The sequence below is a fragment of the Dactylosporangium sp. NPDC051484 genome (assembly GCF_040689395.1).
Taxonomy (GTDB): Bacteria; Actinomycetota; Actinomycetes; order Mycobacteriales; family Micromonosporaceae; genus Dactylosporangium.
Genome location: NZ_JBFAZX010000009.1, coordinates 37,393 through 61,231, shown reverse-complemented (window position 1 = coordinate 61,231; position 23,839 = coordinate 37,393). Strand labels below are relative to the sequence as shown.

The window sequence follows — 23,839 nt, the reverse complement described above, 5'->3', positions numbered from 1 at the left end:
CGGACATGACCGACCTCGATCTCACGCTGTACCAGGACCCGCTGACGATCCAGCAGGTGCTCCACGGCGCACGGACCATCGCGATCGTGGGCCTGTCGAACAACGAGCTGCGGGCCAGCTACTTCGTCGGCTACTACCTCAAACGGCACGGCTTCCGCGTGATCCCCGTGAATCCCCGCGAGACGGAGATCCTCGGCGAGACGTGCTACGCGAGCCTGCTGGACGTACCGGTGCCGGTGGACGTCGTGAACGTCTTCCGCGCGCCGGATGCGCTGCCGGGCATCGCGCGCGACGCCGTGGCGATCCGCGCCGGCGCCCTCTGGTGCCAGTTCGGCGTGATCAACGCGGAGGGCACGCGGATCGCCGAGGAAGCCGGCCTGCGAGTGATCAAGGATCGCTGCATCAAGATCGAGCACGCCCGCTATGTGGGCCGGATGCACTGGCTCGGCTTCAACACGCAGCGCATCACGTCCGTCCGCAGCGGCCTGCAGTAGGCCGGCCCCTGCCGCGAGGCGCCGGACCTTCCGACTTGCCATCGGGCCGATCGCCAAGCATGCTCCGATCGTGGAGTACCAGCGATGATTGAGCAGATCCTCCCGGACCGGTCGGTCGGCGTCGACGTCTTCGAGGACCCGCCCGAGGCGAAGCTGTGGCCGGAGGAGGAGGCCCTGGTCGCCGGGTCGGTCGAGAAGCGGCGCCTCGAATTCACCACCGCCCGGCACTGCGCCCGCCAGGCCCTCGCCGGCCTCGGGGCGCCGCCGGCGGCACTGCTGTCGGGCCCGAAGCGCGAGCCGCTCTGGCCGTCCGGGATCGTCGGCAGCATCACCCACTGCACCGGCTACCGGGCGGCCGTCGTCGCGTGGGACCGCGACATCGCGTCGCTCGGCGTCGACGCCGAGCCCAACGGGCCCCTGCCCACCGGCGTGCTCGCCTCGATCGCCCTCGACGCGGAGCGGGACCGGGTGGAGGAGCTGCTCACCCAGCGGCCCGAGGTGCGCTGGGACCGGCTGCTGTTCAGCGCGAAGGAGTCTGTCTACAAGACGTGGTACCCGCTGGCTCGCCGCTGGCTCGACTTCGACGAGGCCGACATCACGTTCGACCCGGACCGCGGAACGTTCGACGTGCGGCTGCTGGTGCCCGGGCCCGTGCTGCCCGGCCGGGGAATGCTGACCCAGATGACCGGCCGATGGCTGGCGCAGTCCAGTCTGGTCGTCACGGCCATCACGATCGATCGATAGCTCGTCGCCGGGTGGTCGCGCTACCCGGTCATCGATCAGGCGGGGTGACCAGTGGATGACGGCGCGCGTCCCGCGCGGCGAGGACGGCCATGTCCCGCCGATACTGTTCGGCCGACAGGTAACCGGCGAGCAGCCACTCGGCCAGCACGGCCTCGTCACGCTCGCCGCGCGGCGTCACCTCGCCGGTCGCCGGGTCTGCGCTTCGGCGCCTGGCTATCCACGCACCGGCGGACGACAGCACCGCCACTGCCACCAGCGCGATCAAGAAGGCGGTGAACTCCACTGCGATCACCTCGCCGACATCCGGGCCCATGTCCAACTGTTGCTCAGCCAGTTTGCGGCGGCAAGCGCCGCAGGTCGTTCAACGGCACGGCATCCCCGGCGAAGTCTCAGTAAGATCGAACGGATGGCATAAGCGGCGTCGCGACAGCGAGGACAACGGCCAGTTGGCAGTGCGCGACCTTCATCCCTGGTGACGCGACGCGGGAAGGGGCGGCCGCCCATGCGGGCACGGCTGCTGTCGCTGCTGCTGCGTGCGAAGACACCGCCACTCGCGCTCGGGATCGCGGTCGCGGTGGCGCTCATCGGCGCGGAGACCCTGGCGTTGTTCCCGTTCCACGCCGCTGTGCAGGACGCCAGAGGCGCGGTCTACCTCGTCGGCGTCCTGGTGGTCTCGATCGTGTGGGGCGCCGCGCTCGGCGTGGCGACATCGCTGGCCAGCGCCATCGCCTTCAACTACTTCCACGTCCTGCCGTACGGGGTGCTGAACCTCTCCGCCCGCGGGGATCTGGCGGACCTGGCGCTCTTCATCGTCACCGCGCTCCTGGTCAGCGGCCTTGCCGACCTGGCCCGCGCGTTCGCACTGGAGACGACCGAACGCCGCCGGGAGGCCGATCTCGCCGCCGAACTGGCCCGCCTCATGCTCAGAGCCGGCGATCTGCGCTCGGCGCTGGACATGACGGCCCGGCGGATCGCACACTCGCTCGACCTGCCAGGAACATCGATCGATCTCGACGCGGTGGCGGGGGACGAACACCGCGTGGCGTTCCCGCTGCGCGACGGCACGACGATCCTGGGCACCCTGCTGGTCCCGGCGGACCTGCCCGAACACACGCTGGAACGCCTCCGGCAGCGGATGGTTCCGTCCCTGGAGCCGCTGCTGCGGGCGGCACGCGACCGGGAGGCGATCACCAACTCGCTGCAGGTGAGCCGCCAGAAGGCCAGCTCGCTCGCCGAGCAACAGGCCGCGTTGCGACGAGTGGCGACGCTGGTCGCGCACGGCGCGGCACCGGCCGAGGTGTTCGACGCGGTGATCGAGGAACTGGGCCGGGTCCTCGACCAGGAGGCCACGGCGCTACTGCGCTACGAGCCGGACGGCACGGCCACCAGACTCGCCGGTCGCAACATGCTCAGCAAAAGGGAGACGTTCCGGGTCGAGGGCGACAGCCTGATGGTGATGGTGCGCCATACCCGCCGCGCCGCCCGGATAGACGACTACGACAATGCCGTGGGCCCCAGCGCCAAGCTCGCACGGGACATAGGCTTTCATTCCGGAGTGGGAGCGCCGATCATCGTTGAGGGCCGCGTCTGGGGCGTGGCCGTCGTATTGTCCAAGGACCCCGAGCCCCTGCCGGCCGAGGCCGAAACACGCATCGCCGACTTCACGGAGCTCGTCGCGACCGCGATCGCCAACGCCGACAGCCACGCACAGCTCACCGCCTCCCGCGCCCGCATCGTCGCCGCCGGCGACAACGCCCGCCGCCGCATCGAGCAGGACCTGCACGACGGCGCACAGCAGCGGCTCATCGCACTCGGCCTCCAGCTCCGCATGATGGAGACCTCGGTGCCGGCCGGACTCGGCGCCTTCAGGCAACAGCTCTCACAGGTGGCGAACGGTCTGAACTGCGCCTTCCAGGACCTGCAGGAGATCTCACGGGGCATCCACCCCGCGATCCTGTCCAAGGGCGGACTCGGCCCGGCGATCAAGACCCTCGCCCGGCGCAGTCCCATCCCGGTCGACCTCACGCTGAGCATCGATCGACAGTTGCCCGAACAGGTCGCGGTGGGCGCGTACTACATCGTGTCGGAGGCGATCACGAACACCGCCAAGCACGCCCGGGCGACCCTCGTACACATCGACGTCAAGGCGGACGACGCGACCCTCGAACTCTCCATCCAGGACGACGGCATCGGAGGGGCCAAGACCGGCAAGGGCTCCGGCCTGATCGGCCTTCAGGACCGCGTCGAAACGCTCGGCGGCCACATCGACATCAGCAGCCCCGCCGGGCACGGCACGGCGCTCGTCGTGCGCATCCCGATCCGCGACGCGTCGGCGATGGACACCTGTCACCAGGTCGATGACTGAGTGGCGCGGGGGCCCGCCGAGGCGCTCCGGTCACCCGGTGGCGTCGTGGCCCGCAGCACCCGACCGACGGAGGTGGCTCTGGGCGGGTGCCGGACCGCTGGCGAGCATCTCGTCGCACAGCTGCGGCAGGACCCGCGCGAAGCCGACGCTGGCGAACTGCCAGTTGTGCCCGCCCGTGTCGACGAACCGGTGGGTGACGACCCCGGCCCGGGTGGCGTCGTCGGCCAGTTGCCGCCCGACGGCGATGCCGCGGGCGTCGTCGGCGCCGGCGCCGAACCACAGCGTCACGCCGGGGTACCGGCGGGTGCTCAGCAGGCGCGCGGGGTCGTGCGCCTGCTGGGCGGCGACGTCGCCGCCGAACAGCGCGCTCAGGGTGTGCGCGGGGTTGCCGAGGTTCGGCCGCGCGTCGCCGCCGAAGTCGACGACGTGCCGGTAGATGTCCGGATGGCCGAGGACGAGGTCCAGGGCGCAGGTGCCGCCCTCGGAGAACCCGGCGATGCCCCAGCTCGACGCGGCGTGCTCGATGTGCAGGGTGCCGGTGACGAACGCGGGCACGTCGGCGGTCAGGTAGGTCTCAGCGTTGCCCTGGGGGCTGTCGACGCACTCGGTGTCGCCGGTCGCGGAGCCGTTCTGGTCGACCACCACCAGCACCGGCGCCCGCCCGTTGTGCTCCGCGGCATACGCGTCGTCGGTGTCCTGGGCGTGCCCGGACTTGAGCCAGTTGATCGGGGTGCCGGGCGAGCCGACGAGCATGACGAGCACCGGCAGCGTCGCGCGGCCGGGGCCGAAGTACGCGGGCGGCAGGAACACCACGCCGGGGCGGTGCGGGAAGTGTGACCGGGTGGCCGGGGCGTCCAGGCTGACGATCACCCCGTGTGCGGGTGGGGCGCCACCTGGGCTGCTGACGGCGCCGCCGATCAGGTCGTGCGCCTGCTGGCCGTCGATGGCCCCCGAGTGGCCGAGCACGTCGCCGATCTGCGGCCAGATGCCGTACTGCTGGTCGATGAGCATGAACGCGCCCGCGAGCGTCAACGGCACCGCGGTCACGGCCGCGGCCTTACGCCAGGCGACGGCAAGCCCGGTGAGGCGGCGGCGCAGGATCAGCGGGCATCCCGCGAGTGCGGCGAACCCGGCGCCGACCCAGAGCGCGAACGTCGGCGGGTAGGCGTCGGTCACCGTGCCGGTCATCCACAGGGTGAGCGCGATCAGGCCGACGAGCACGGCGACGGACAGCAGCAGGAGGGGGAGCGTGCGGGTGACCCACCGCCGTTCCCGGCCCCACCACGCGGCGAGCAGCAGCGCGCAGCCCGCCACCTCGAGGCCCCCGGCCACGGCGCGATTGAGCAGCGGCACGTGGTCGACCGCCCCGGCCCAGGCCGCCCAGGTCAGCCCAGCCGCCGCGATCGCCCCGGCGGCCCACGCGACGGCCCACCGGCCGCGGGGCCGTCTGCGCCGCGGGCGCTCGGGTGCCGCGGAAAGCTCGCGTGTGATCTCTTCCGCGTGGTCGATCCCCATGATCTCCAGCTCCCCGCCCGAGACGCCACCATCGCAGACGAGCGGAAAGCTATCCACCCACCCGCGTCCGCGGCAACAGCGGACCGTGACCGGACGGTAGCGCCCTGAGGTGGCCGCCGCCCGCGGGCACCTCGCCGTCAGTCCGGAGTCTCGTGCTGACGGACGACCCGGTCGATGCGGCGGTCGGGGATGATCCACATGATCGCCACACAGACGAAGCATGCCAGGGCGATCGAAACTCCTGCATGGCCGCTCCGGTCGATCGCCAGGGCGCCGAGGATCCCGGCGAGGTAGAGCACCGGGGAGACCTTGCCTTTGACGTCTTTGCCGACGGCCTGCCGCAGCGGCGACTCCGGCCCTTGCTGCCGGATGATCACCGTCTGGAGCCCGAAGTACGCGATGGCCGCGATGAGCAGGTTCAGGCCGTACAGGACGACCGGAGTCCGCGCGAACCGCGAATCGTCCATCCAGGCTGTCGTGAACGGGAACAGCGACAGGCAGAACAACAGCGCCAGGTTCACCCACAGCACCCCGCCAGTGACCCGCCGTACCAGGTGAAACATGTGGTGATGGTTGTTCCAGTAGATGCCGACGTAGACGAAGCTGAGCAGATATGTCAGCAGGCCGACGCCGCTGGTGTGAATGAGGTCGGGGAGGCGGTGTCCGTCCGGCACCTTGAGCTCCAGCACCATGATCGTGATGATGATGGCAAGCACTCCGTCACTGAACGCCTCGAGTCGAGTGGTCCTCACCGCGCACCACCGCCCTTCTCCCTCCGGTGATCCCTGTATCGAACTCCGCCCACCAGCGCCGCGGGAGTCGTTTCGCCAGGGCAGACAGCGCAGCCGCGGGATCTGTGACAGGCACGTCTTCGCTGCCATCGCCGCCGCACGAGGCGATCATGACCCGGCTGGCCCGCTGGGGCGTGCTGGTCCACGGCGTCGACCAGGGGCTGCTGCCCGTCCTGTACGCGGCCACGAGCCCGCAGGCCCAGGGTGGCCGCCTGGACGGGCCGGACGGATTCGGCCAGTTCACCGGGCTGGCGATCTACCGCTCCGCCCGCGACGAGGCCGAGGCCGCCCGCCTGTGGGACTACGGCCTCAGCCTCGCCGGCGTCGAGTTCTCGACGGTGTGATTCCTGACCGGGCCCGCACGACGGACGCCGTACGGGCACGGCCGGGTCAACGCGCGAGCCACTCCCGGTAGGTGGTCTTGGCGATGGCCGCGCCGTCCTTGGCGATGAGGGCGTCGCCCGAGGCGGCCGCGAACATGCCGGCGCTGTTGTCGGTGACGACGGTGCGGTCGTCACCGCGGGCGGCCAGGGTGATCCTGCCCAGCTCGTCGAGCGCGAAGACCTCGGGACCGGCGACGTTGCGGGTGCCCCGCAGCGGGGCGCCCGCGCTGACGTCGGCCACGGCGTGGGCGACATCGGCCGCGGCGATGGGCTGCACGAGTGTGGTGGGCAGGCGGACGGTGCTCTCGTCGGCGGTCCAGGAGAGCGCCGCGTCGACGAACTCGAAGAACTGCGTGGCGCGGACGATCGAGTACGGAATGGGGCCGGCCTTGAGGATGTTCTCCTGCAGCACCTTCGCGCGGTAGTAGACCAGGTCCGGCACCTGATCGGCGCCCACGATGGAGAGGACGACCGCGTGACCGACACCGGCGGCGGCGGCGTCCGTGAGCAGGTTGTCCATGCTCGTCTGGAAGAACGCGGGCGAGGCCTCGTCGAAGGTCGGCGAGTTCGTCAGGTTGACGACGACGTCGGCGCCCGCGAGCGCCTCGGGCAGCCCCTTCCGGCTGAGCAGGTCCAGACCTGTGGAGGGCGAGTGCGGTATCGCCTCGTGCCCCCTCGTGTTCAGGATCTTGACCACCTGCGATCCGATGAGCCCGGTCCCACCGATGACAGCGATCTTCATCTTCTTGACCTCCCTGGTGCTCGGATGACGGACGTCAGTTCGCGCGCGGGGCCCGGCGGTTCTGACGCTGGGCGAGTTCGTCCTCGTCCACGAGCGTGAGCATCGGCTTGTCCGGTTCGCAGAGCATGGTCACGGTGAAACGCACCGGGATGTCGTCGCGGTTGTTGCCGTCCTGGTAGTGGATGACATCGCCGCCCGGCTCCCAGAACGCCTCACCGGCCCGGAGGACACGCGGTGGCTCACCCTCGAGCTCGAACACCATCTCGCCCTCCAGCACATAGCCGAACGCCGGTCCGGAGTGCCGATGCGCGGGGGTGCCAGGGTCGCCCGGTGGGAACTCGATGACGACGGTCATCGCGTGCGCGCCCGCCGGGATGAACGGAGGCGCCGCCTCCTGCACCACGGTGAGCGCCGACTGCCACGCGTTCGATCGTGGCTTCCGCCCGGCGGTCGTGGACTCGACATCAGGCATGACAGGACCTCCTCGAAGAGTGGGACGGGCAGTGCCCTTTACCCTTCGTGAGACAGCACAAGCCCGCGGGTTGTGACACCCGCCCCGGTCGCGAGCACGGCCACGAGGCCGTGGCGGTCACCCGACACGGGCGTCAACACCCTCCTCGCCGGCCCGGGGCGCGCCTCACCCACCGGCTATCAGCCTGCTCACCCTCGGTAACTGAGCATCACTGGCGGCGTAGGCTGACCGTTATGGCAGAGGTTGTCCTGCGTGTTCGGCTGATCACCGGCGACAGTCTGGACGTCGCGTACGAGGAGCCCGACACCTCCGACAACGCCGAGGTGGCCGAGCACGCGATCACCGCCCTCGCCAACGACTCCGGCATGATCCGCACCCGCCACGCCGACCGGGTGGTCGTCCTGTACGGGCGCGGCGTGGCGACCATGGAACTGGCACCTCGCGGAGCGGTCCTGTAGCCGTACGGCATCAAGCCTTGGGGGTGCCGGTATACCGGTAGACCGAGAACACGTAGTCGGGGCAGACCAGCTGGCAGGCTGTGCAGCCGGTGCAGCCCTCGTGCAGCTCGGGGTAGCGGTACCCCTGCTCGTTGAGGGCGCTGGACATGGTGAGCACGTCCGGCGGGCAGGCGGTGATGCACAGCTCGCAGCCCTTGCACCGCTCGACGTCGATGACCAAGGTCCCGCGTGTAGTCCGGCTCATGTTTCACTCCCCTCCACGATCCGGGCGGCGTCGTCCCAGCCGGGGTCGTCGGTGTCCGAACGGTCGCCGGGCGGGAAGACCCCGCGACGGCGTAGCGCCCGGATCGCGTTGTCGGCGGTCAGGCGCAGGTGGGCCAGGGCCGCGGCGCCGGCGGCGGCCGGGTCGCCGTCGCGCAGGGCCACGTATTCCGCGTGCAGCGCCGCCCGCTCGTCGGCGAGGGCGTCGTCGATGGAGAACCGGGCCGCGACCGGCACGAGGCCGCTGAAGGTGCGCAGCAGCGCCCGCAGGTGGTTGCCGGCGCCGGCGACGTTGACGACGCGGCGGAACTCACGGGCGAGGGACTCGAACTCGTCGGGGCCGTCACAGCGGGCGAGGGCCTCGTCGAGCTTGCCGAGCGCCTCCAGCACGGCCGGGTCACGCCGGCGCGCGACGCGCCGGTTGGTCAGGGCGCTGAGCATGCCGTACAGCTCGAACGCCTCCCGCACGGTCGCGTCGTCGAACTCGGCGACGAACGCCCGGCGGTAGTGTGCGCGCTCGACGAGGCCGTCGCGCTCCAGCTGGATGAGGCCCTCGCGAACCGGCACGCGGCTCACGCCGAGCTCCTCGGCGATGGCGTCGAGGTCGAGGCGCTGGCCGCTGCGCAGGTCGCCGTCGAAGAGGCGTCGCAGCACGTAGGCGGCGACGGCCTCGCTGGTGTTGGACCGCTCGAGCTTCACCCGGTCACCAGCTCCCCCAGCCGGTACGTCTGCTCCATGGTGTCCTGTTGGTAGGCGGGCCCCTCGACGGTCGGGACGAACCAGCCGGTCGGGCACATGGTGAGGATCTCCACCAGGGAGAAACCGCCGCCGGCCAGCTGGGTCTCGAACGCCCGGCGCAGCATCCGCTTGGTCTGCAGGACCGAGCCGGCGGTGGAGACCGCGCCGCGGGCCACGTAGCCGACGCCGTGCAGCCCGGCGACGAGGTCGGCGACCGGGATCGGGTAGCCGTGGGCCGCCGGGTCGCGGCCGTCGATGCTGGTCTTGGTGCGCTGGCCCAGCACGGTGGTGGCGGTCTGCTGCCCGCCGGTGTCGCCGAAGACGCCGTTGTTGAGCATCACGCAGGTGATGTTCTCACCGCGGGCGGCCGCGTGCAGCACCTCCTGCAGGCCCTCGTTGGCCATGTCGCCGTCGCCCTGCAGGGTGAACACGGCGACGCCGGGGCGCACGCGCTTGATGCCGGTGGCGCAGGACGGGGCGCGTCCGTGCAGGCACTGCAGGACGTCGACGTCCATGATGCGCACGAAGCTGCCGTAGCAGCCGTGTCCCACGACGCCGATGGTCCGCTGCACGATGTCCAGCTCCTGCAAGACCTCCAGCAGCAGCCGCAGCGCGACCGGCTCGCCGCAGCCGGGGCACAGCGAGTGCTCGCCGAGGATGAGGCTGGGCTTGAAGTCGGCGACCTGCCGCGCGTCACGCACCGGCGGCCGGGTGGTGTCGATCGTTACGTCGGTCATAGCGCCTCCAGGATGCGCCGGCGGATCACGGGGGCGTCGAGCAGGGGGCCGTACGACAGGCCGGACTCGGCGATGCTGACCCCGCCGATGAACCGCACGGCCCGCCGGTCGTGGGCGTGGATGCGCACGTCGTCGACCATCTGCCCGGCGTTGAGCTCGAAGACGAGGACCCGCCGGGCGGTGCGGGTGGCGGCGGCGAGCGCGTCGCCGGGGAACGGCCACAGGGTGATCGGCCGGAACCAGCCGATGCGGTGGCCCTCGGCGCGCAGCTGCGCCACGACGTGCTCGACGAACTTGGCCGCGGACCCGAACGACACCACGACGGTCTCCGCGTCGTCCACATCGGACTGTTCGTGGCGGGCCTCGAGCTCGCCGATGCGGTCGAACTTCTCGGCGATCGCCCGCCAGTGCCCGTCGGGGCCGGGGCCGGGGTCGGTGGCCTTGCCCATCGCCCAGGTCCACACCTGCCGGCTGCGGCCGGTGCCGCCGCCGGTGCCGTCCAGCGCCCAGTCCTTCGGCGGCAGCTCGCCGAAGTCGCGGCGCTGGATGTCGACGCCGACGCGGGTCTGCGCCAGCAGCGGGTCGCCGTAGAGCATGACCGGGGCGCGGTGTTTGTCGGCGAGGTGGAACAGCAACTGGGTGTGCTCGACGGCCTCGGGGATGTCCTTCGGCGCGAGCGTGATCGTCCGGTAGTCGCCCCAGCCGCCGCCGCGGGTGGCCTGGAAGTAGTCCTGCTGGTTGCGGGCGAGGTTGAACACGACGAACGGGGTCTCGTTGAGCGCGGCCTCGGCGATCGCCTCCTGCATGAGCGCGATGCCCTGGCCGCAGGAGCCGGTGGCGGCGCGCGCGCCGGCCGCGGCGGCGCCCAGGGTCATGTTGACGCCCTCGATCTCGCTCTCGGCGTTGAGGCACACGCCGCCGGTCGTGGGCAGCCGGCGCGACATGTGCTCCAGCAGGCCGGTGAAGGGCGACATCGGGTAGCCGGCGAAGAAGCGGCAGCCTGCGGCGATCGCGGCCTCGGCGATCGCGGCGCTGCCTTCCAGCAGTTCCAGGGTCATACGGTCACTCCTCGCAGAGCATCGGCGCCCGCCTGCAGGGCGCGTGCGTTGGCGGGGGCGTGCTGGCGTCGGTACGGCGGGAGCAGCTCCTCCATCGCCGAGACCAGTGCCGGCGCCCCGACCAGCGCGGTGAGCGCGTTGTAGGCGCCCAGCAGCACGAAGCCGGACGCGTTGGGCGCCTCGACCCGCCGGGCGACGGCGACGGCGTCCACGGCGAAGACGCGCAGGTCGTCGCGGAACGCCTCCGGGTCGACCAGCGGCGTGTTGGCCAGCACCAGTGCGCCTGGGCGCAGCCGCTCCTCGACGCCCTCGGTGTGGCGGTGGTGGGCGAAGATCGCCGACCAGGCCGAGGGCAGGATCGGCAGTGCCCGCAGCGGGGCGTCGCCGATGACCACGCCGGCCTTGGACGGGCCGCCGCGCATCTCGCCGCCGTAGTCGGCGGCGAGCATGGCGTATTGCCCCTCCCGGGTGGCGGCCAGGGCAAGGGTCTTGGCGAGCAGCTGGATTCCCTGCCCGCCGATGCCCGTGACGAGCACCTCGCGCTCCATGGGCGGCTCCCGACGGTTCGGCCTTGAAGGCAGCTTGAGTCTTGACGTGGTTTCGATATTGAATACAAAATCTAATCTCAACGTCAAGGGAGGTCACGGATGCGGGCTCTGGTCCTGCGCGGCTTCGGCGACGCGGCCGTCGAGGAGGTGCCCGACCCCGTGCCCGGGCCGGGCGAGGTCGTCATCGACGTCGCATGCGTCCAGCCGAGCGTCACCGAGTGCATGCTGCTGGCCGGCGAGCCGGTCGCCATGCACGCCGTGCTCGCCGACCGCCTGGCGGCCGGCCCCACCCGCTTCGGCGGCCACGAGTTCGCCGGCGTCGTCGGCACCCTCGGCCCCGGCGTCGAGGAGTCCTGGGCCGGCGCGCGGGTCACCGCCGTGGAAACCGCGGCATGCGGCCGCTGCGCCGCCTGCCGGCGGGACCGGCCCGACGCCTGCCCCTCCCCCGCCATCCTCGGCTTCACCAGCCCCGGCGCCTTCGCCGAGCGTGTCGTGGTCCCCGCGCGGACCCTCGTGCGCGTCCCCGACGGCGTCAGCGCCGCGCAGGCCGCCGCGATCCAGCCGCTCGCCGGCGCGATCCACGGCCACGCGGCCGCCGGCGTCCGCCCCGGCGACAGCGTGCTCGTCATCGGGGCTGGCGTCATGGGGGTGCTGCACACCCAGGTCGCCCGGCACGGCAACGCCGGGCTCGTCATGGTCAGCGGCCGCAGCCCCGCGAAGCGGGAACTGGCCAAGCGGGCCGGCGCCGACCTGGTCCTCGACGCCGCCGGCGACGTGGCCGCCGAGGTCCTCGCCGCCACCGAGGGCATCGGCGCGGACGTGGTCTTCGAAACCGCCGGCGCCGACACGTTCGGCCTGGCCGCCGCCTGCGTGCGGCGCGGCGGCAGCATCGTGATGGTGTCGGTACTGCCCGATCAGGCCCGCGCGCCCCTCGCCCGGATGCGGGAGCGCTCGGTGACGCTGCTGCACCCCCGCTCGGGCGCCGGCGGCTACTCCCCCGGCAGCGGCGCCTTCGAGCACGCCCTGCGCCTGGTCGGCCGCGGCGACGTCGACGTCTCCTGCCTCATCACCCACCGCCTGGCCGGCGTCGAGGCGCTGCCACAGGCCCTGGAGATCACCCGCGACAAGGGGCGGTACGGCGCTCTCGGCCCCGCCCAGGTCGACCTCTTCGACTGGAGCCGAGCGTGAGCCTGCTCATCGGCGACATCGTGACCACGGCCGCACTGACCGTCCCGGGCGCCGTGGCGGCCACGCTCGGCCCCGACCAGCTGACCTTCCGCGAGCTCCACGCCGCGGCCGACCGCACCGCCAACGCCCTCGCCGGCCTCGGCGTCACCCGCGGCGACACGGTGCTGTGGTGCGTGACCCCGACCCTGCGCTCCGTCGAGGTGTTCGTGGCCTGCGCGCGGATCGGCGCCGTCTTCGCGCCCGTCAACCCGGGCCTGCCGGTCGCGGAGCGCGACCGCGTCCGCGCCTATGTGGACCCCCGGCTGGTCGTGTCCGATGTGGACTTCACCGATCCGGTGCGGCCACCGTCCATCCTGGACGGCGGCGCCGCCGGCTTCGCCCCGATGCCGCTGGACGACCGTGAGCCGCACATCCTGTATCTCACCAGCGGCAGCACCGGCGCGCCGAAGGGTGCCCTGGTCAGCCACCGGGCCAGCTGGCTGCGCGCGGCGCCGGGCGGCGGCACGTTCACCAGCGGCCTGCGCGGCGACGGCGGCGTGGTGTGCACCTTCCCGCTGTACCACTACGGCGGCTGGCACTACGTCATGGAGGCGTGGCAGCACCGCACCGCCGTGCACCTGGTCCGCCGCGCCGACGCCGCCGACATGATCGACGTGGTGCGGCACCGCCGCGCCTCCGCGCTGTACTGCATCCCGGCCGTGTGGGAGCGCCTGCTCGACCCCGAGCACCGCCGCGCCGACCTGCGTTCGCTGCGGCATGCCGACACCGGCACGTCGAGCGTCGCCGCCGACCTCGTCGAGCGCATCAAGGCCCGGCTGCCCGGTACCACCACCACGATCCTCTACGGTTCGACGGAGGCTGGCCGCATGGCCGCGCTGCACGACTGGGACCTGGCCCGCAAGCCCGGCAGTGTCGGCCGCCCCGCGACCCCCAACGCCCTGTGGCTGGACGACGATGGCGAGGTCTGCACCAGCGGGCCGGCGCTCATGAACGGCTACCTCGGCGCCGATCCGCTCGACGGCGTCTACCGCTCCGGCGACGTCGGCCGGCTCGACGACGAAGGCTACCTGTATCTGACCGGCCGCACCCGCGAGGTGATCCGCACCGGCGGCGAGTCGGTCGGCCCGGCGGAGGTCGAGCACGCGCTGCGCGGCCTGCCGGGCGTCCTGGACGTGGCCGTGGTCGGTCTGCCAGACCCCCGCTGGGGGGAGATCGTGTGCGCCGTCGTCGTCGTGCCGCCGGGCGGCGAGGCCCCGACCGTCACCGCGGTCCGCGAGCACGTGAACGGCCGCCTCGCGTCGTTCAAGGTGCCGCGGCGGGTGGCGGTGGTGCCGGCGATCCCCCGCACCCCGGCGACGGGCCAGATCCAGCGGACCCGCCTGCGGGGGCTGATTCAGCCGGCGTAGCGGTCACCCCGAGCGGTGTGCTCAAAACAAGGCCGAGCTGGACGGCATCACCGTCCAGCTCGGCGACGAGCAGGGCACACCCTCGACCGTCAGCGCAGGCGCTGGCGGAGCTGAGCCTTCGCGACCTTGCCGCCGGAGCCACGGGGCAGGTCGTCGACGATCTCCAGGCGCTCGGGCCAGTTCTCCCGGGAGACGCCGCGGGCGTCGAGGTGGGCGCGCAGCGCGTCCAGGTCGAGGCTGGCCCCCTCGCGCAAGACGACGAAGGCGCAGACGCGTTCGCCGAAGGTCGGGTCGGGCACGGCGACCGCGGCGACCATGGCGACCGCCGGGTGGGTGCCGACCTGGTCCTCGACCGCCGCGGCGCTGATGTTCTTGCCGCCGCGGATGATGAAGTCGGACTTGCGGTCCACCACCCGCAGGTAGCCGTCGGCGTCGATGGTGCAGATGTCGCCGGTGAGCATCCAGCCGTCGGGCGTGAACAGCTTCTCGTTCGCCTCCGGGTCGGCGAAGTATCCCAGGCACGTCGCCGGGCCGGCGCACGCGGCCTGCCCGGGGCCGCCGGCGGCGGTCACGTCGGTACCGTCGTCGGCGAAGAGGCGGACCCGCATCGGGTCGATGATCCGGCCGGCGGTGCGCAGGCGCTGGTCGGTGGTGTCACGCACGGAGGTGCGGGACAGGGCGCCGGTCTCGTTGGAGCCGAAGAACTGCAGGACCTTCGAGCCGGTGCGGCGCTCGAACTCGGTGGCCCGCTCGAACGGCACCGCCTCGCCGCCGGTGAACATGCACCGCAGCGACGACAGGTCGACCTGCTCGAGCACCGGTGAGTTGAGCATCATGATGAACTGGGTGCTGACGCAGCACACGACGGTGACCCGTTCGCGCTCGATGAGGCGCAGCGCCTCGTCGGCGTCGAAGCGGGGCATGACGACCGTGGGCGCGCCCAACAGGGTGGGGGTGAAGTTCGCGGTCCACTGCGCGAAGCCGTACGGCGCGGGGATCAGCGTCAGGAACACGTCGTCGGCGCGCAGGTCGCCGGAGTCGACGGCGAGTTCGTGGTAGTAGTACCAGCGGTTCTGGTTGTGCACCACGCACTTGGGCATGCCGGTGGTGCCCGACGTCGAGTTGAGCAGGTGGATGTCGCCGAGCCCGAGCTCCCGCCCGTCGAGCGGCGCATCCGATGCATCGGAGAAGTCGGGCGCGTCAGCGAGCACGATGTGCGTGTCGATGCCGAGCCCCGAGACCATGTCGGCGACGGGCTCGCCGCGGTGGTCGGCAAGGCTCACCAGGGCCGTCGCCCCGCCCACGGTGATCAGGTGGCGGACCTCGAGGCGCGCCGCCCGCGGGCCGATCGCGACCACGACGACACCGGCCTTGATGGCGGCCAGATACACCACGTGGACGGCGACCCCGTCGGGCAGCAGGACCCCGACGCGGGCGCCACGCGGCAGGCCGGCCTCGGCCAGCCGGTGCGCGAACGCGGTCGACCAGGCGTCGAACTGCCGCCACGTCATGCGGTCGTCCCCGGCGATGAACGCGAGACCGTCGGGATTCTTCGCGGCGTGGCGCCGGACCACGTCCGGGAGGTTCTCCTCGCCCCACTGACCGACCTCGGCGAGGCGGTCGGCGACGTAACGCTCGTGAACGCTCCCGGGCGCGGGCGCCGTTCCGGTTGGGAACTGCACGTGCCCCCCTTTCCATCTACCAAACAAGCGCTTGGTTGTGTCATTCTGTTCCGGGCAGATCAACCGTGTCAAGGCGGGAGTGCGAGCGTGGACGACATCTGGCAGGCGCCGATCGGCGAGACCCTCGACGTGCCGGTGAGCGCGGCCCTCCCGCCGATCCCGCTGCCCGCCGGCTGCCACGTCGAGCAGCTGATCTGGCACGGCGACCCGGTCGGCGGGGCCCCGTCGGCGCGGGTCGTTACCCGCGACGGCAGCGCGGCCACCGTGCGCATCGCCCTGGGCGAGCGCATCATCGCCGACCTCAAGGTCCGCCGCGGCCCGGCGCGCACGCCCCGCCCGCACACCCTGCTGCGCGCCGACGTGCGTGCGGGCGCGGCGCACACCAAGCTCTTCCCCATCACCGCGGCGGTCACCACCGACCACGTGCCGGACATCGAGCCGGTGCTGAGCACCCCGGCGCTGATCGCGTTCATGGAGGAAACCGCCGCCGCCGTGCTCCGCCCGCTGCACGGCCCGAGGACCGGCTCGCTGGGCACGTGGATCGGGGTGCGGCACACCGGCCCGGCGCACGTGGGTCAGGACCTGACCGTGACGGCCGTGCTCGCCGAGGTGCGCGGCCGCCGGTACCTCTTCGACGTCCACGCCACCGTGGACGGCCGCCCGGCCGGCGACGGCCAGGTGGCGCAGACACTCATCAGCCTGGAGCCGTAGCGAAGCGCGCCGCGGCGTCGGCGCGCAGGGCGGCCTTGTCCACCTTGCCGCCGGTGCCCAGCGGCAGCTGCGGCAGTGCCACCAGGCGCTCCGGCCAATTCTGCTTCGTCACACCGCCCGCGTCCAGGTGCCCCCGCAGGTCGTCGAGGCTGAGCGGGGCGCGGGTCACGACGTAGGCGCACGCCCGCTCGCCGAGCACCGGGTCCGGCGCTGCGACGACCGCGACCGCCGCCACCGCCGGGTGGCTCGCGACCGCCTCCTCGACGACGAGCGCGCTGACGTTGTGCCCGCCGCGGATGATGAAGTCGGCGATCCGCCCGGTGATGGACAGGTACCCGTCCTCGTCGATCGCGCCGAGGTCGCCGGTCAGCAGCCAGCCGTCGGGGCGGAACAGGGCGGCGTTGGCGGCCTCGTCGTCAAGGTAGCCGGGCGTGCAGCCGGGCCCGTTCGCGGCGACCTGTCCCTCGGCCGCGTCCTCGCCGCCGGCCAGCAGCCGCACCCGCATCGCCGGGATCGGCCGGCCGGCGGTGGTCAGCCGACGCTGCGGCGGGTCGTCCACGGTGGTCACCGAGATCGGCCCGGCCTCGTTGGAGCCGTAGAACTGCAGCACGGCGCAGCCGGTGCGCTCCTCGAACTCGCGGGCTCGGACCAGTGGCACGCGTTCGCCGCCGGTGAACATGACCCGCAGCGACGACAGGTCGGCCGCAGCGAACCCGGGGTCGTTGAGCAGCATGATGAACTGGGCGGTCACCGCGCACAGCACGGTGACGCGGTGCTCGGCGATGAGCCGCAGGGTCTGCGCCGCGTCGAACTCGGCGGTGAGCACGGTCGGGTAGCCGTACATGGCCGGCACGACGTGCGCGCTCCACAGCCCGAAGCCGTACGGCGCCGGCAGCACGCTGGCGAACACCTCGTCCGGGCCGAACCGGCCGGCGGCGTGCGCGAGCGGGCCGAAGTACTTGCGGTTGTCCATGCTCTGCCGCACGACCTTCGGCACCCCGGTCGTCCCGGACGTGGAGTTGAGGAAGAAGACGTCGTGCGCCGCGAGTCCCCGGCCGACAGCCGGCGACGAGGGCAGCGGCGAGGGCAGCGTGTCGAGGTCGAGCACGACGTGGCGGGCCGCGCCGCACCGCGCGGCGATCTCGGCGCCGGGGCGGCCGCGGTGCGTCGCACGGGTGGCCAGGGCGACCGCGCCCGTCTTGCGCAGCAGGTGCGTGATCTCGGCGTCCCCGGCGCGCGGCCCGATGCCGACGGTCACCAGCCCGGCCTTCTGAGCCGCGAGGTAGGCCACGTGGGTGAGCGCGCCGCCGGTCACCAGCACGGCCAGCCGCTCGCCGGGCAGGAATCCGGCGTCCACGTAGGACTGTGCCAGGCGCGAGGACAGCTCGTCGTAGTCGCGCCACGTAAACGTCCCCTCGGGGGCGTGGAAGGCCACGCCGCCGGGATCGTTGCCGCGGACGAAGTCAGCGATGGTGGACGGCTCAGGCACCGGCTCCCCCGTCCAGCCGCAGCACCGCGCCGGTGGCGAAGCGGGCCTCGGCCGCGCCGAGATACGCGATCGCGGCGGCGACCTCGGCCGGGTCCGCGACCGGCGGGTCAAGGAGCGCACCGCCGCGCCCGTCCAGCTTCGGGTGCATATCCGGTACCGGCGTCAGCCCCGCGCGAAGCGGCGTGTCCACCGAGCCGGGGCACACGCAGGCGACCCGCACGCCGTCGGGCGCGAGCTCGACGGCGAGGGAGCGGGTCAGCGCGACGACGCCGCCCTTCGCCGCCGAGTACGCGGCGCTGTACCGCCAGCCGCGCACCCCGGCGAGCGAGGCGACGTTGACGATCGCGCCGCGCGAGGCGACGAGGTGCGGCAGGGCGGCCCGGCTGACCAGGAACGTGCCGGTGAGGTTCACGCCCAGCAGCCGTTCCCACTCGGCCAGCGTCACGTCGCGGGTGTGCTGGTAGGAGGCGACCCCGGCGACGTTGGCGACGAGGTCGAGCCGCCCGCCCCACGCGACCGCGCGCGCGACGGCGTCGGCGACCCGGGCCTCGTCGCGCACGTCGCAGGTCAGGCGCAGCACCTGCGCGCTGTCCTGCGTGCTCCCGTCCGTGCTTGCGTCTAGGGCGGTCACGTCCAGGGCCGCGACCCGGGCGCCCTCGCGCAGCAGCCGCCGCACGGTGGCCGCGCCGATGCCGGAAGCGGCCCCGGTGACCAGGGCGACGCTACCGAGGTACCGCTGCGTCACAACCGGCCGCCGTCGCGCATGGAGCGCGCGTCGTGCCCGGCGAGGGAGTCCTTCCCGACCTCGGCGTTGTGCGCGTGGGCGACGTGGTGCAGCCCGAAGACCGAGTCCATGCCCGCGCGCAGGCCCATGAGGTCCTCGGCCTGGTTCACCGCCTTCTTCGTCAACGCCAGGCCGAGCCGCGGCATCGCCGCGATCCGGTGCGCGATGTCCATCGTGGACGACTCCAGGTCGGCACGGGGCACGACCCGGTTGACCATGCCGAGGGCGAGGGCGCGTTCGGCCGGCACGCGCTCGCCGAGGAAGAGGAACTCCTTGGCGTAGCGGGGGCCCATCACCCACGGGTGGGCGAAGTACTCGACGCCGGGGATGCCCATGCGCACCACCGGGTCGGCGAAGAACGCGTCGTCGGCGGCGATGACGAGGTCGCAGCACCAGGCGAGCATGAGCCCTCCGGCGATGCAGGCGCCCTGCACCATGGCGATGGTCGGCTTGGGCAGCTCGCGCCAGCGGCGGCACATGCCCAGGTACACCTCGGACTCCCGGGCGTACCGGCTCTCGGCGCCCTCCTTGCCGACATGGTCCCACCACAGCCCGGCCCGGCGAGGGAAGGTCTTGTCGATGTCGCGGCCGGGCGTGCCGATGTCGTGGCCGGCCGAGAAGTGCTCGCCGGTGCCGGTGAGGACGATGACCTTCACCGCGTCGTCCTCCGCGGCGCGGTAGAACGCGTCGTCGAGGGCGTACGTCATCTTGGAGTTCTGCGCGTTGCGGTACTGCGGCCGGTGCATGGTCACGACGGCCACCGGCCCGTCGGTGCGGTACAGCACGACGTCGTCTTCACTCATGGGTGGCCTCCGATAGGTCGAGGGATGCGGCGAGGCGGTCGAGGCGGGTGCCCGTGTCGCAGAGCGCCTCGAGGGCCCAGGCGCGCTTGACGTACCGGTGCAGCTCGTATTCCACGGTGTAGCCGATGGCGCCGTGGCACTGGATCGCGGCCCGGCCGGCGGCGTGCGCGGCCTCGGCCGCGAGCACGACCGCCGCGTCGACGGCCCGGACCGCGTCGGTGTCGTGCTCGAGCGCCCACGCGGCGGCGAGGATCTCGGGCGCGGCGAACTCCAGGCCGAGCGTGGCGTCGGCGAGGTGGTGCTTGACGGCCTGGAAGCTGCCGACCGGCACGCCGAACTGGTGGCGCTGCTTGACGTACTCGACGGTGAGGTCGAGCATCCGCCGCCCGAGCCCGACGATCTCGGCCGCGAGGGCGAGCCCGGCGCGCAACCGTGCGCGGCCCACGATCGCGGGATCGCCGGTGAGGATCTCGGCCCCGGTCGACCGCACGGCATCGAGGGCGGTGTCCACGGTGGACTCCGGTGCGCCGGCCGCGGCACCGAGGCGGGCGCTGTCGCCGTCGAGATGCAGGATCCAGTCGGCGTGCCCGCCGAAGGGGGCCAGGCCGCCCGGCCCGGCGAGCGCGACTCGGGACCGGCCGGCGGCCACGTCGGCGGCGCGCGGGTCGCCCACGGCCGCCAGCAGCGGCGCGGCGACGAACGCGGTGGCGGACACCGGCAGCGGCGCGGCCGCGTAGCCGGCCGCCGTCAGCACGCCGACCAGGTCGGTCTCGGCCAGGCCCAGCCCGCCGGCGTCGGCGGGGACGAGCGCGGCGAAGACGTCCATCGCGGCGAGGGCGTCCCAGTCGGCGTCGGCGAGCGGCTCGCGGACGGCGTCGGCGAGGGCTTCCTGTTCGTCGGTCGGCGCGAAGCGCACGGCTCCCCCTTTTCAGGCCCTGGGCAGGCCGAGCACCCGCTCGGCGACGATGTTGCGCTGGATCTCGTTGGTGCCGGCGTAGATCGGGCCGGCGAGGGAGAACTGGTAGCCGCGGGTCCACGGCGTGTCCAGGATCGCCTCGGCGCCGAGCAGCTCGAGCGCGACCTCGTGCAGGTCGATGTCCAGCTGCGACCAGTAGAGCTTGTTCAGGCTGGCCCGGGCGCCGGGCGGGCGGCCCTCGACGAGCCCGGTCACCTGGTGCAGGGTGAAGTGGCGGTACGCGCGGGCGCGCAGCCAGGCGCGGGTGACGCGCTCGCGGGTCGCCGGGCGCAGCCGGTCCCGGTGGGCGATCGCGAGGGCGATGAGCCGCTCGGCGGTGTGCAGGAACCTGCCGGGCGAGCGCAGCGTGAGGCCGCGTTCGGAGCCGGTGGTCGCCATCGCCACCCGCCAGCCCTGGTCGACGCCGCCGAGCACGGCCGCGTCGGGCACGAACACGTCGTCGAGGAAGACCTCGGCGAAGCCCTCGTCGCCGTCGAGGCGGCCGAAGCCGCGCACGGTGACGCCCGCGGCGTCCAGCGGGACGAGGAAGTAGGTGAGGCCGCGGTGGCGTGGCGCGGCAGGGTCGGTGCGGAACAGCCCGAACAGGTGTGTGCTGAACGCGCCGCGGGTGGTCCAGGTCTTCTGGCCGGTGAGCCGCCAGCCGCCCGGGGCGCGCTCGGCGCGGCTGGCGATCGCGGCCAGGTCACTGCCGGCGCCGGGCTCGGACCAGCCCTGGCACCACAGGTCCCGCGCCGCGGCCATGCGGGGCAGGAGGGTGTCGCGCTGTTCGGCGGTACCGAACTCGAACAGTGTCGGGGCGAGCAGGAAGATGCCGTTCTGGGTGACCCGCTGCGGCGCGCCGGCGGCGTAGTACTCCTCCTCGAAGACGAGCCACTCCCACAGCGAGGCGTCGCGCCCGCCGTACTCCTTCGGCCAGGACACCACGGCCCAGCGGGCGTCGAAGAGGCGCCGCTCCCACTCCAGGTGGGCGCCGAAGCCCTCACGGGTGTCACCGGAGGGCAGCGGCGAGGCGGGCACGTTGGCACGCAGCCACTCGCGAGCCTCGGCCCGGAACGCGGCCTCGGCGGGGCTGTCGGTCAGATCGACACCGGTCATGCCGTCGCCTCCGCTTCGCTCCGACCGCGGCATGACTTCAACCTGAGTTGCCGGTGACCGGCCCCTCCGCTGCGCTCCGGACCGCTCATGACCGGCCGAACTCGTCCCGGACGCGGTCGGCGACGCCGGTGAGGTTGAGCTCGAAGGTGAAGCCCTGCTCGTAGCGGTAGCTGCGCTTGGGGTCCCAGGGGTCGATGCCGTTGAGCGACTCCTTGGCGGCGCGGATGACGGCCGGGTTCTTGGTCGCGATGTCGTGCGCGACCTCGAAGGCGGCCGCGCGCAGCTCGTCGCGGGGCACCACGCGCAGCACCGAGCCGAACGCGTGCAGCTCGGCCGCGGTCGCGGTGGCGGAGGTGTACATCATGGCGCGCATCTTGTGCTGCGGCACCAGCCGGGACAGGTGGGTGGCCGCGCCGAGCGCGCCGCGGTCGACCTCCGGCAGCCCGAACGTGGCGTCGTCGGCGGCGATGATGATGTCGGCGTTGCCGCACAGGCCGATGCCGCCGCCGAGGCAGAAGCCGTTCACGGCGATGATCACCGGCACCGGGCAGTCGTAGACGGCGCTGAAGGCGGCGGCGCAGCCGCGGTTGACCTCGACGAGCGCGCCGAAGTCGCGGGCGGCCTGCAGCTCCTTGATGTCGACGCCGGCGTTGAAGCCGCGGCCCTCGGCGCGCAGGACGACGGCTCGCGTCGCCGGGTCGGCGCCGGCGTCGTGCAGCGCCGAGGCTAGGTCGAACCAGCCCTTGACGGGCAGCGCGTTGACCGGTGGGTTGTTCATGACGATCTCGGCGACGCCGTGGTCGTCCAATGTGGACTCGATCATTCGTCCTCATCTGTCGCGAAGGTCGCCCAGCCGTACACGGCGACGGTTCCGTCCTGTTTCTTGCAGGTCATCTCGATGTCGAGCAGTGCCTCGCCGTCCGCGCCGGTGCGCCGGGCGGTGACTTCGCCGTCGCAGGTGACGGTGTCGCCGGGGAAGACCCGGGCGGCGAAGCGGACCCGGAAGGCGCGCACGTTCTCGGCGCCGAACCGGTCGGTGGCCCAGGTGGCCAGGAGCCCGGCCTGGAGCATGCCCAGCGACAGCGGCGCGGGCAGCCCGGCCTCGCGGGCGAAGCCCTCGTCGTGGTGGATCGGGTTGAAGTCGCCCGAGGCGCCCTGGTAGCGGACGAGGTCGGTGCGGGTCAGGGGTCCGATGACGAGGGTCATGCCGTCTCCACGCCGGTCAGCCGTGCGGTGGCGACGAGCCGGCCGGTCTCGTCGTGGAACTCCGTCACCATGACGGCGAACGCGAGCTGGCCGGAGCGGCCATCCTTGCGGGTCACCGACTCGATGCGGGACCGTCCGGTCAGCCGCGTGCCGGCACGCGGCGGCGGGCCGTGGAACACGTACTCCTGCTCGGCGTGCAGGCCCTTGTGCTGGTCCATGGCCACGGCCTCCCACGGGTCGCTCGCCCCCGACTGCCAGAAGAACGCGGTGGTGAGGAACGTCGGCGGTACGACCGGGTCCTCCGCCTCCAGGTAGGCCGGGTTCGCCGAGCGGGTGGCCCGCGCGAACTCGCGGATCTTGCCGCGCTCGACGTCGAGGGTGAACGGCTCGCCGGTCACGCCGGCGGCGCTGTCGTCGACCATGCGGTGGCTCCAAACTACGGGTGCTGGCTGCTGACGGAGACGACCTCGCCGGTCATGTACGAGCTGTAGTCGCTGGCCAGGAAGACGATCACGTTGGCCACCTCCCACGGCTCGGCGGGCCGGCCGAACGCCTCGCGCCGGGCGAGCTCGTCGAGCAGCTCGTCGGTGGTGACCTTGGCGAGGTGCGGGTGCATCGCCAGGCTGGGCGCCACGGCGTTGACCCGCACTCCGGCCTTGGCCGCCTCGACGGCGGAGACGCGGGTGAGCGCCATGACCCCGGCCTTGGCCGCGGCGTAGTGCGCCTGTCCCTCCTGTGCCCGCCAGCCGATGACCGAGGCGTTGTTGACCACCGCGCCTCGCCCGCGCGGCATCATGTGCCGCAGCGCGGCCCGGGTGCAGCGGAAGGTGCCGGTGAGGGTCACGTCGAGCACCGAGCGCCACTGCTCGTCGGTCATGTCGACGATGTTGGCGGTGCCGCCGAGCCCGGCGTTGTTGACCAGCACGTCGAGGCCGCCGAGCCGGTCGGTGACGGTGTCGAACAGGTGCTGCACCTGAGCCTCGTCGGTGACGTCGCACGGCACCGCGAGCGCGCCCAGGCGCTCGGCGGCCTCGGCCAGGCGCCGCTCGTGGCGATCGCTGATCGCGACGGTCGCGCCTTCCTCGACGCACCGCTGCGCGGTCGCGAAGCCGATGCCGGTGCCGGCGGCGGCGGTCACGAGCACCGTGCGGCCCGCGAGCAGGCCGTGGGCGGGGGGTTTGCTCACCATGACG

28 protein-coding genes are annotated in these 23,839 nt (G+C 72.7%); 8 read left to right on the top strand and 20 right to left on the bottom strand.

All coding sequences use genetic code 11. The annotated features are described in order from the left end of the window. Nucleotides 1-5 precede the first annotated feature (5 nt). The gene (locus tag AB0367_RS17850) at nt 6-494 is read left to right on the top strand and encodes a CoA-binding protein (protein ID WP_366227423.1); all 489 of its coding nucleotides are present in this window, start codon (nt 6-8) and stop codon (nt 492-494) included. Nucleotides 495-578: 84 nt separating this feature from the next. Next, on the top strand, nt 579-1,238 hold the full coding sequence (locus AB0367_RS17845; RefSeq protein WP_366227421.1) for a 4'-phosphopantetheinyl transferase superfamily protein: 660 nt from the start codon (nt 579-581) through the stop codon (nt 1,236-1,238). 28 nt (nt 1,239-1,266) lie between these two features. On the opposite strand, the gene AB0367_RS17840 is transcribed toward AB0367_RS17845, so the two are convergent. Continuing rightward, complete coding sequence (locus AB0367_RS17840; protein ID WP_366227420.1) at nt 1,267-1,521, bottom strand: hypothetical protein; 255 nt, start codon at nt 1,519-1,521, stop codon at nt 1,267-1,269. A 219-nt stretch (nt 1,522-1,740) separates the two neighbouring features. On the opposite strand from AB0367_RS17840, the gene AB0367_RS17835 reads away from it, so the two are divergent. Beyond that, nucleotides 1,741-3,603, top strand: coding sequence for a DUF4118 domain-containing protein (locus tag AB0367_RS17835; RefSeq protein ID WP_366227419.1), 1,863 nt, complete (start codon nt 1,741-1,743; stop codon nt 3,601-3,603). Between the two features lie 30 nt (nt 3,604-3,633). Here the strand turns inward: AB0367_RS17835 and AB0367_RS17830 are convergent, their stop codons facing one another. Then, nucleotides 3,634-5,175: an alpha/beta hydrolase-fold protein gene (locus tag AB0367_RS17830; RefSeq protein ID WP_366227418.1), complete on the bottom strand. Its 1,542-nt coding sequence runs from the start codon at nt 5,173-5,175 to the stop codon at nt 3,634-3,636. Nucleotides 5,176-5,255: 80 nt separating this feature from the next. Then, the gene (locus AB0367_RS17825; protein ID WP_366227416.1) at nt 5,256-5,870 is read right to left on the bottom strand and encodes a TMEM175 family protein; all 615 of its coding nucleotides are present in this window, start codon (nt 5,868-5,870) and stop codon (nt 5,256-5,258) included. Nucleotides 5,871-6,019: 149 nt separating this feature from the next. On the opposite strand from AB0367_RS17825, the gene AB0367_RS17820 reads away from it, so the two are divergent. Next, a complete protein-coding gene (locus AB0367_RS17820) occupies nt 6,020-6,253 on the top strand; it encodes a hypothetical protein (protein ID WP_366227415.1) in 234 nt (77 codons plus the stop codon). 46 nt (nt 6,254-6,299) lie between these two features. Here AB0367_RS17820 and AB0367_RS17815 read toward each other — a convergent pair whose 3' ends face one another. Both AB0367_RS17815 and AB0367_RS17810 read right to left on the bottom strand, forming a co-directional pair. Next, on the bottom strand, nt 6,300-7,034 hold the full coding sequence (locus AB0367_RS17815; RefSeq protein WP_366227414.1) for an SDR family oxidoreductase: 735 nt from the start codon (nt 7,032-7,034) through the stop codon (nt 6,300-6,302). A 34-nt stretch (nt 7,035-7,068) separates the two neighbouring features. Next, nucleotides 7,069-7,506, bottom strand: a complete 438-nt coding sequence (locus tag AB0367_RS17810) for a cupin domain-containing protein (RefSeq protein WP_366227413.1) — start codon at nt 7,504-7,506, stop codon at nt 7,069-7,071. Nucleotides 7,507-7,739: 233 nt separating this feature from the next. On the opposite strand from AB0367_RS17810, the gene AB0367_RS17805 reads away from it, so the two are divergent. Next, nucleotides 7,740-7,964 carry a hypothetical protein gene (locus tag AB0367_RS17805; protein ID WP_366227412.1) on the top strand — a complete coding sequence of 75 codons (225 nt, stop codon included), beginning with the start codon at nt 7,740-7,742 and terminating at the stop codon, nt 7,962-7,964. Between the two features lie 10 nt (nt 7,965-7,974). On the opposite strand, the gene AB0367_RS17800 is transcribed toward AB0367_RS17805, so the two are convergent. The 5 genes from AB0367_RS17800 to AB0367_RS17780 are packed head-to-tail and all read right to left on the bottom strand — an operon-like array spanning nt 7,975 to nt 11,306. Continuing rightward, a complete protein-coding gene (locus AB0367_RS17800; protein ID WP_366227411.1) occupies nt 7,975-8,208 on the bottom strand; it encodes a 4Fe-4S dicluster domain-containing protein in 234 nt (77 codons plus the stop codon). After that, nucleotides 8,205-8,924 (bottom strand): GntR family transcriptional regulator, encoded by a 720-nt coding sequence (locus AB0367_RS17795; protein ID WP_366227410.1) that lies wholly within the window; start codon nt 8,922-8,924, stop codon nt 8,205-8,207. Before AB0367_RS17795 ends, AB0367_RS17800 begins: the two co-directional genes overlap by 4 nt. Then, entirely contained in the window at nt 8,921-9,700 is a 780-nt protein-coding gene (locus tag AB0367_RS17790) for a thiamine pyrophosphate-dependent enzyme (RefSeq protein ID WP_366227409.1), read from the bottom strand. Before AB0367_RS17790 ends, AB0367_RS17795 begins: the two co-directional genes overlap by 4 nt. Beyond that, on the bottom strand, nt 9,697-10,758 hold the full coding sequence (locus AB0367_RS17785) for a 3-methyl-2-oxobutanoate dehydrogenase subunit beta (protein WP_366227408.1): 1,062 nt from the start codon (nt 10,756-10,758) through the stop codon (nt 9,697-9,699). The genes AB0367_RS17790 and AB0367_RS17785 overlap by 4 nt, the downstream gene beginning before the upstream one ends. Then, nucleotides 10,755-11,306: a 2-oxoacid:acceptor oxidoreductase family protein gene (locus AB0367_RS17780; protein ID WP_366227407.1), complete on the bottom strand. Its 552-nt coding sequence runs from the start codon at nt 11,304-11,306 to the stop codon at nt 10,755-10,757. The genes AB0367_RS17785 and AB0367_RS17780 overlap by 4 nt, the downstream gene beginning before the upstream one ends. A 99-nt stretch (nt 11,307-11,405) precedes the next feature. On the opposite strand from AB0367_RS17780, the gene AB0367_RS17775 reads away from it, so the two are divergent. Both AB0367_RS17775 and AB0367_RS17770 read left to right on the top strand, forming a co-directional pair. Next, on the top strand, nt 11,406-12,494 hold the full coding sequence (locus tag AB0367_RS17775; protein WP_366227406.1) for a zinc-binding dehydrogenase: 1,089 nt from the start codon (nt 11,406-11,408) through the stop codon (nt 12,492-12,494). Beyond that, nucleotides 12,491-13,900 (top strand): class I adenylate-forming enzyme family protein, encoded by a 1,410-nt coding sequence (locus tag AB0367_RS17770; RefSeq protein WP_366227405.1) that lies wholly within the window; start codon nt 12,491-12,493, stop codon nt 13,898-13,900. Before AB0367_RS17775 ends, AB0367_RS17770 begins: the two co-directional genes overlap by 4 nt. Nucleotides 13,901-13,989: 89 nt before the next feature. Here the strand turns inward: AB0367_RS17770 and AB0367_RS17765 are convergent, their stop codons facing one another. Continuing rightward, nucleotides 13,990-15,582: a class I adenylate-forming enzyme family protein gene (locus tag AB0367_RS17765; protein ID WP_366227404.1), complete on the bottom strand. Its 1,593-nt coding sequence runs from the start codon at nt 15,580-15,582 to the stop codon at nt 13,990-13,992. 87 nt (nt 15,583-15,669) lie between these two features. Here AB0367_RS17765 and AB0367_RS17760 point away from each other — a divergent pair, with 87 nt between their 5' ends. Beyond that, nucleotides 15,670-16,293 (top strand): hotdog domain-containing protein, encoded by a 624-nt coding sequence (locus AB0367_RS17760; protein ID WP_366227403.1) that lies wholly within the window; start codon nt 15,670-15,672, stop codon nt 16,291-16,293. On the opposite strand, the gene AB0367_RS17755 is transcribed toward AB0367_RS17760, so the two are convergent. The 9 genes from AB0367_RS17755 to AB0367_RS17715 all read right to left on the bottom strand — a co-directional run bounded on the left by AB0367_RS17755 (nt 16,277) and on the right by AB0367_RS17715 (nt 23,835). Continuing rightward, nucleotides 16,277-17,782, bottom strand: a complete 1,506-nt coding sequence (locus tag AB0367_RS17755) for a class I adenylate-forming enzyme family protein (RefSeq protein ID WP_366227402.1) — start codon at nt 17,780-17,782, stop codon at nt 16,277-16,279. The two genes, AB0367_RS17760 and AB0367_RS17755, sit on opposite strands and share 17 nt — an antisense overlap. Next, nucleotides 17,775-18,527, bottom strand: a complete 753-nt coding sequence (locus AB0367_RS17750) for an SDR family oxidoreductase (RefSeq protein WP_366227401.1) — start codon at nt 18,525-18,527, stop codon at nt 17,775-17,777. Before AB0367_RS17750 ends, AB0367_RS17755 begins: the two co-directional genes overlap by 8 nt. After that, on the bottom strand, nt 18,524-19,369 hold the full coding sequence (locus AB0367_RS17745; protein WP_366227400.1) for an enoyl-CoA hydratase: 846 nt from the start codon (nt 19,367-19,369) through the stop codon (nt 18,524-18,526). The genes AB0367_RS17750 and AB0367_RS17745 overlap by 4 nt, the downstream gene beginning before the upstream one ends. Then, complete coding sequence (locus AB0367_RS17740; RefSeq protein ID WP_366227399.1) at nt 19,362-20,285, bottom strand: acyl-CoA dehydrogenase family protein; 924 nt, start codon at nt 20,283-20,285, stop codon at nt 19,362-19,364. Before AB0367_RS17740 ends, AB0367_RS17745 begins: the two co-directional genes overlap by 8 nt. Nucleotides 20,286-20,297: 12 nt before the next feature. Then, nucleotides 20,298-21,440 (bottom strand): acyl-CoA dehydrogenase family protein, encoded by a 1,143-nt coding sequence (locus tag AB0367_RS17735; protein WP_366227398.1) that lies wholly within the window; start codon nt 21,438-21,440, stop codon nt 20,298-20,300. A gap of 85 nt (nt 21,441-21,525) precedes the next feature. Continuing rightward, nucleotides 21,526-22,263 (bottom strand): enoyl-CoA hydratase family protein, encoded by a 738-nt coding sequence (locus AB0367_RS17730; protein WP_366227397.1) that lies wholly within the window; start codon nt 22,261-22,263, stop codon nt 21,526-21,528. Continuing rightward, nucleotides 22,260-22,646 (bottom strand): MaoC/PaaZ C-terminal domain-containing protein, encoded by a 387-nt coding sequence (locus AB0367_RS17725; protein WP_366227395.1) that lies wholly within the window; start codon nt 22,644-22,646, stop codon nt 22,260-22,262. The genes AB0367_RS17730 and AB0367_RS17725 overlap by 4 nt, the downstream gene beginning before the upstream one ends. Continuing rightward, nucleotides 22,643-23,068: a MaoC family dehydratase N-terminal domain-containing protein gene (locus AB0367_RS17720; RefSeq protein ID WP_366227394.1), complete on the bottom strand. Its 426-nt coding sequence runs from the start codon at nt 23,066-23,068 to the stop codon at nt 22,643-22,645. Before AB0367_RS17720 ends, AB0367_RS17725 begins: the two co-directional genes overlap by 4 nt. A 14-nt stretch (nt 23,069-23,082) precedes the next feature. Continuing rightward, nucleotides 23,083-23,835: an SDR family oxidoreductase gene (locus AB0367_RS17715; RefSeq protein ID WP_366227392.1), complete on the bottom strand. Its 753-nt coding sequence runs from the start codon at nt 23,833-23,835 to the stop codon at nt 23,083-23,085. Nucleotides 23,836-23,839 lie beyond the last annotated feature (4 nt).

Bases quoted from the DNA above. Each gene is read 5' to 3' on its own strand.
- AB0367_RS17820 (WP_366227415.1), top strand. From the start codon at position 6,020: ATGACCCGGCTGGCCCGCTGGGGCGTGCTGGTCCACGGCGTCGACCAG.
- AB0367_RS17780 (WP_366227407.1), bottom strand. From the start codon at position 11,306: ATGGAGCGCGAGGTGCTCGTCACGGGCATCGGCGGGCAGGGAATCCAG.
- AB0367_RS17720 (WP_366227394.1), bottom strand. From the start codon at position 23,068: ATGGTCGACGACAGCGCCGCCGGCGTGACCGGCGAGCCGTTCACCCTC.
- AB0367_RS17775 (WP_366227406.1), top strand. From the start codon at position 11,406: ATGCGGGCTCTGGTCCTGCGCGGCTTCGGCGACGCGGCCGTCGAGGAG.
- AB0367_RS17805 (WP_366227412.1), top strand. From the start codon at position 7,740: ATGGCAGAGGTTGTCCTGCGTGTTCGGCTGATCACCGGCGACAGTCTG.
- AB0367_RS17810 (WP_366227413.1), bottom strand. From the start codon at position 7,506: ATGCCTGATGTCGAGTCCACGACCGCCGGGCGGAAGCCACGATCGAAC.
- AB0367_RS17715 (WP_366227392.1), bottom strand. From the start codon at position 23,835: ATGGTGAGCAAACCCCCCGCCCACGGCCTGCTCGCGGGCCGCACGGTG.
- AB0367_RS17845 (WP_366227421.1), top strand. From the start codon at position 579: ATGATTGAGCAGATCCTCCCGGACCGGTCGGTCGGCGTCGACGTCTTC.
- AB0367_RS17745 (WP_366227400.1), bottom strand. From the start codon at position 19,369: ATGAGTGAAGACGACGTCGTGCTGTACCGCACCGACGGGCCGGTGGCC.
- AB0367_RS17815 (WP_366227414.1), bottom strand. From the start codon at position 7,034: ATGAAGATCGCTGTCATCGGTGGGACCGGGCTCATCGGATCGCAGGTG.
- AB0367_RS17835 (WP_366227419.1), top strand. From the start codon at position 1,741: ATGCGGGCACGGCTGCTGTCGCTGCTGCTGCGTGCGAAGACACCGCCA.
- AB0367_RS17735 (WP_366227398.1), bottom strand. From the start codon at position 21,440: ATGACCGGTGTCGATCTGACCGACAGCCCCGCCGAGGCCGCGTTCCGG.
- AB0367_RS17800 (WP_366227411.1), bottom strand. From the start codon at position 8,208: ATGAGCCGGACTACACGCGGGACCTTGGTCATCGACGTCGAGCGGTGC.
- AB0367_RS17785 (WP_366227408.1), bottom strand. From the start codon at position 10,758: ATGACCCTGGAACTGCTGGAAGGCAGCGCCGCGATCGCCGAGGCCGCG.
- AB0367_RS17790 (WP_366227409.1), bottom strand. From the start codon at position 9,700: ATGACCGACGTAACGATCGACACCACCCGGCCGCCGGTGCGTGACGCG.
- AB0367_RS17725 (WP_366227395.1), bottom strand. From the start codon at position 22,646: ATGACCCTCGTCATCGGACCCCTGACCCGCACCGACCTCGTCCGCTAC.
- AB0367_RS17850 (WP_366227423.1), top strand. From the start codon at position 6: ATGACCGACCTCGATCTCACGCTGTACCAGGACCCGCTGACGATCCAG.
- AB0367_RS17730 (WP_366227397.1), bottom strand. From the start codon at position 22,263: ATGATCGAGTCCACATTGGACGACCACGGCGTCGCCGAGATCGTCATG.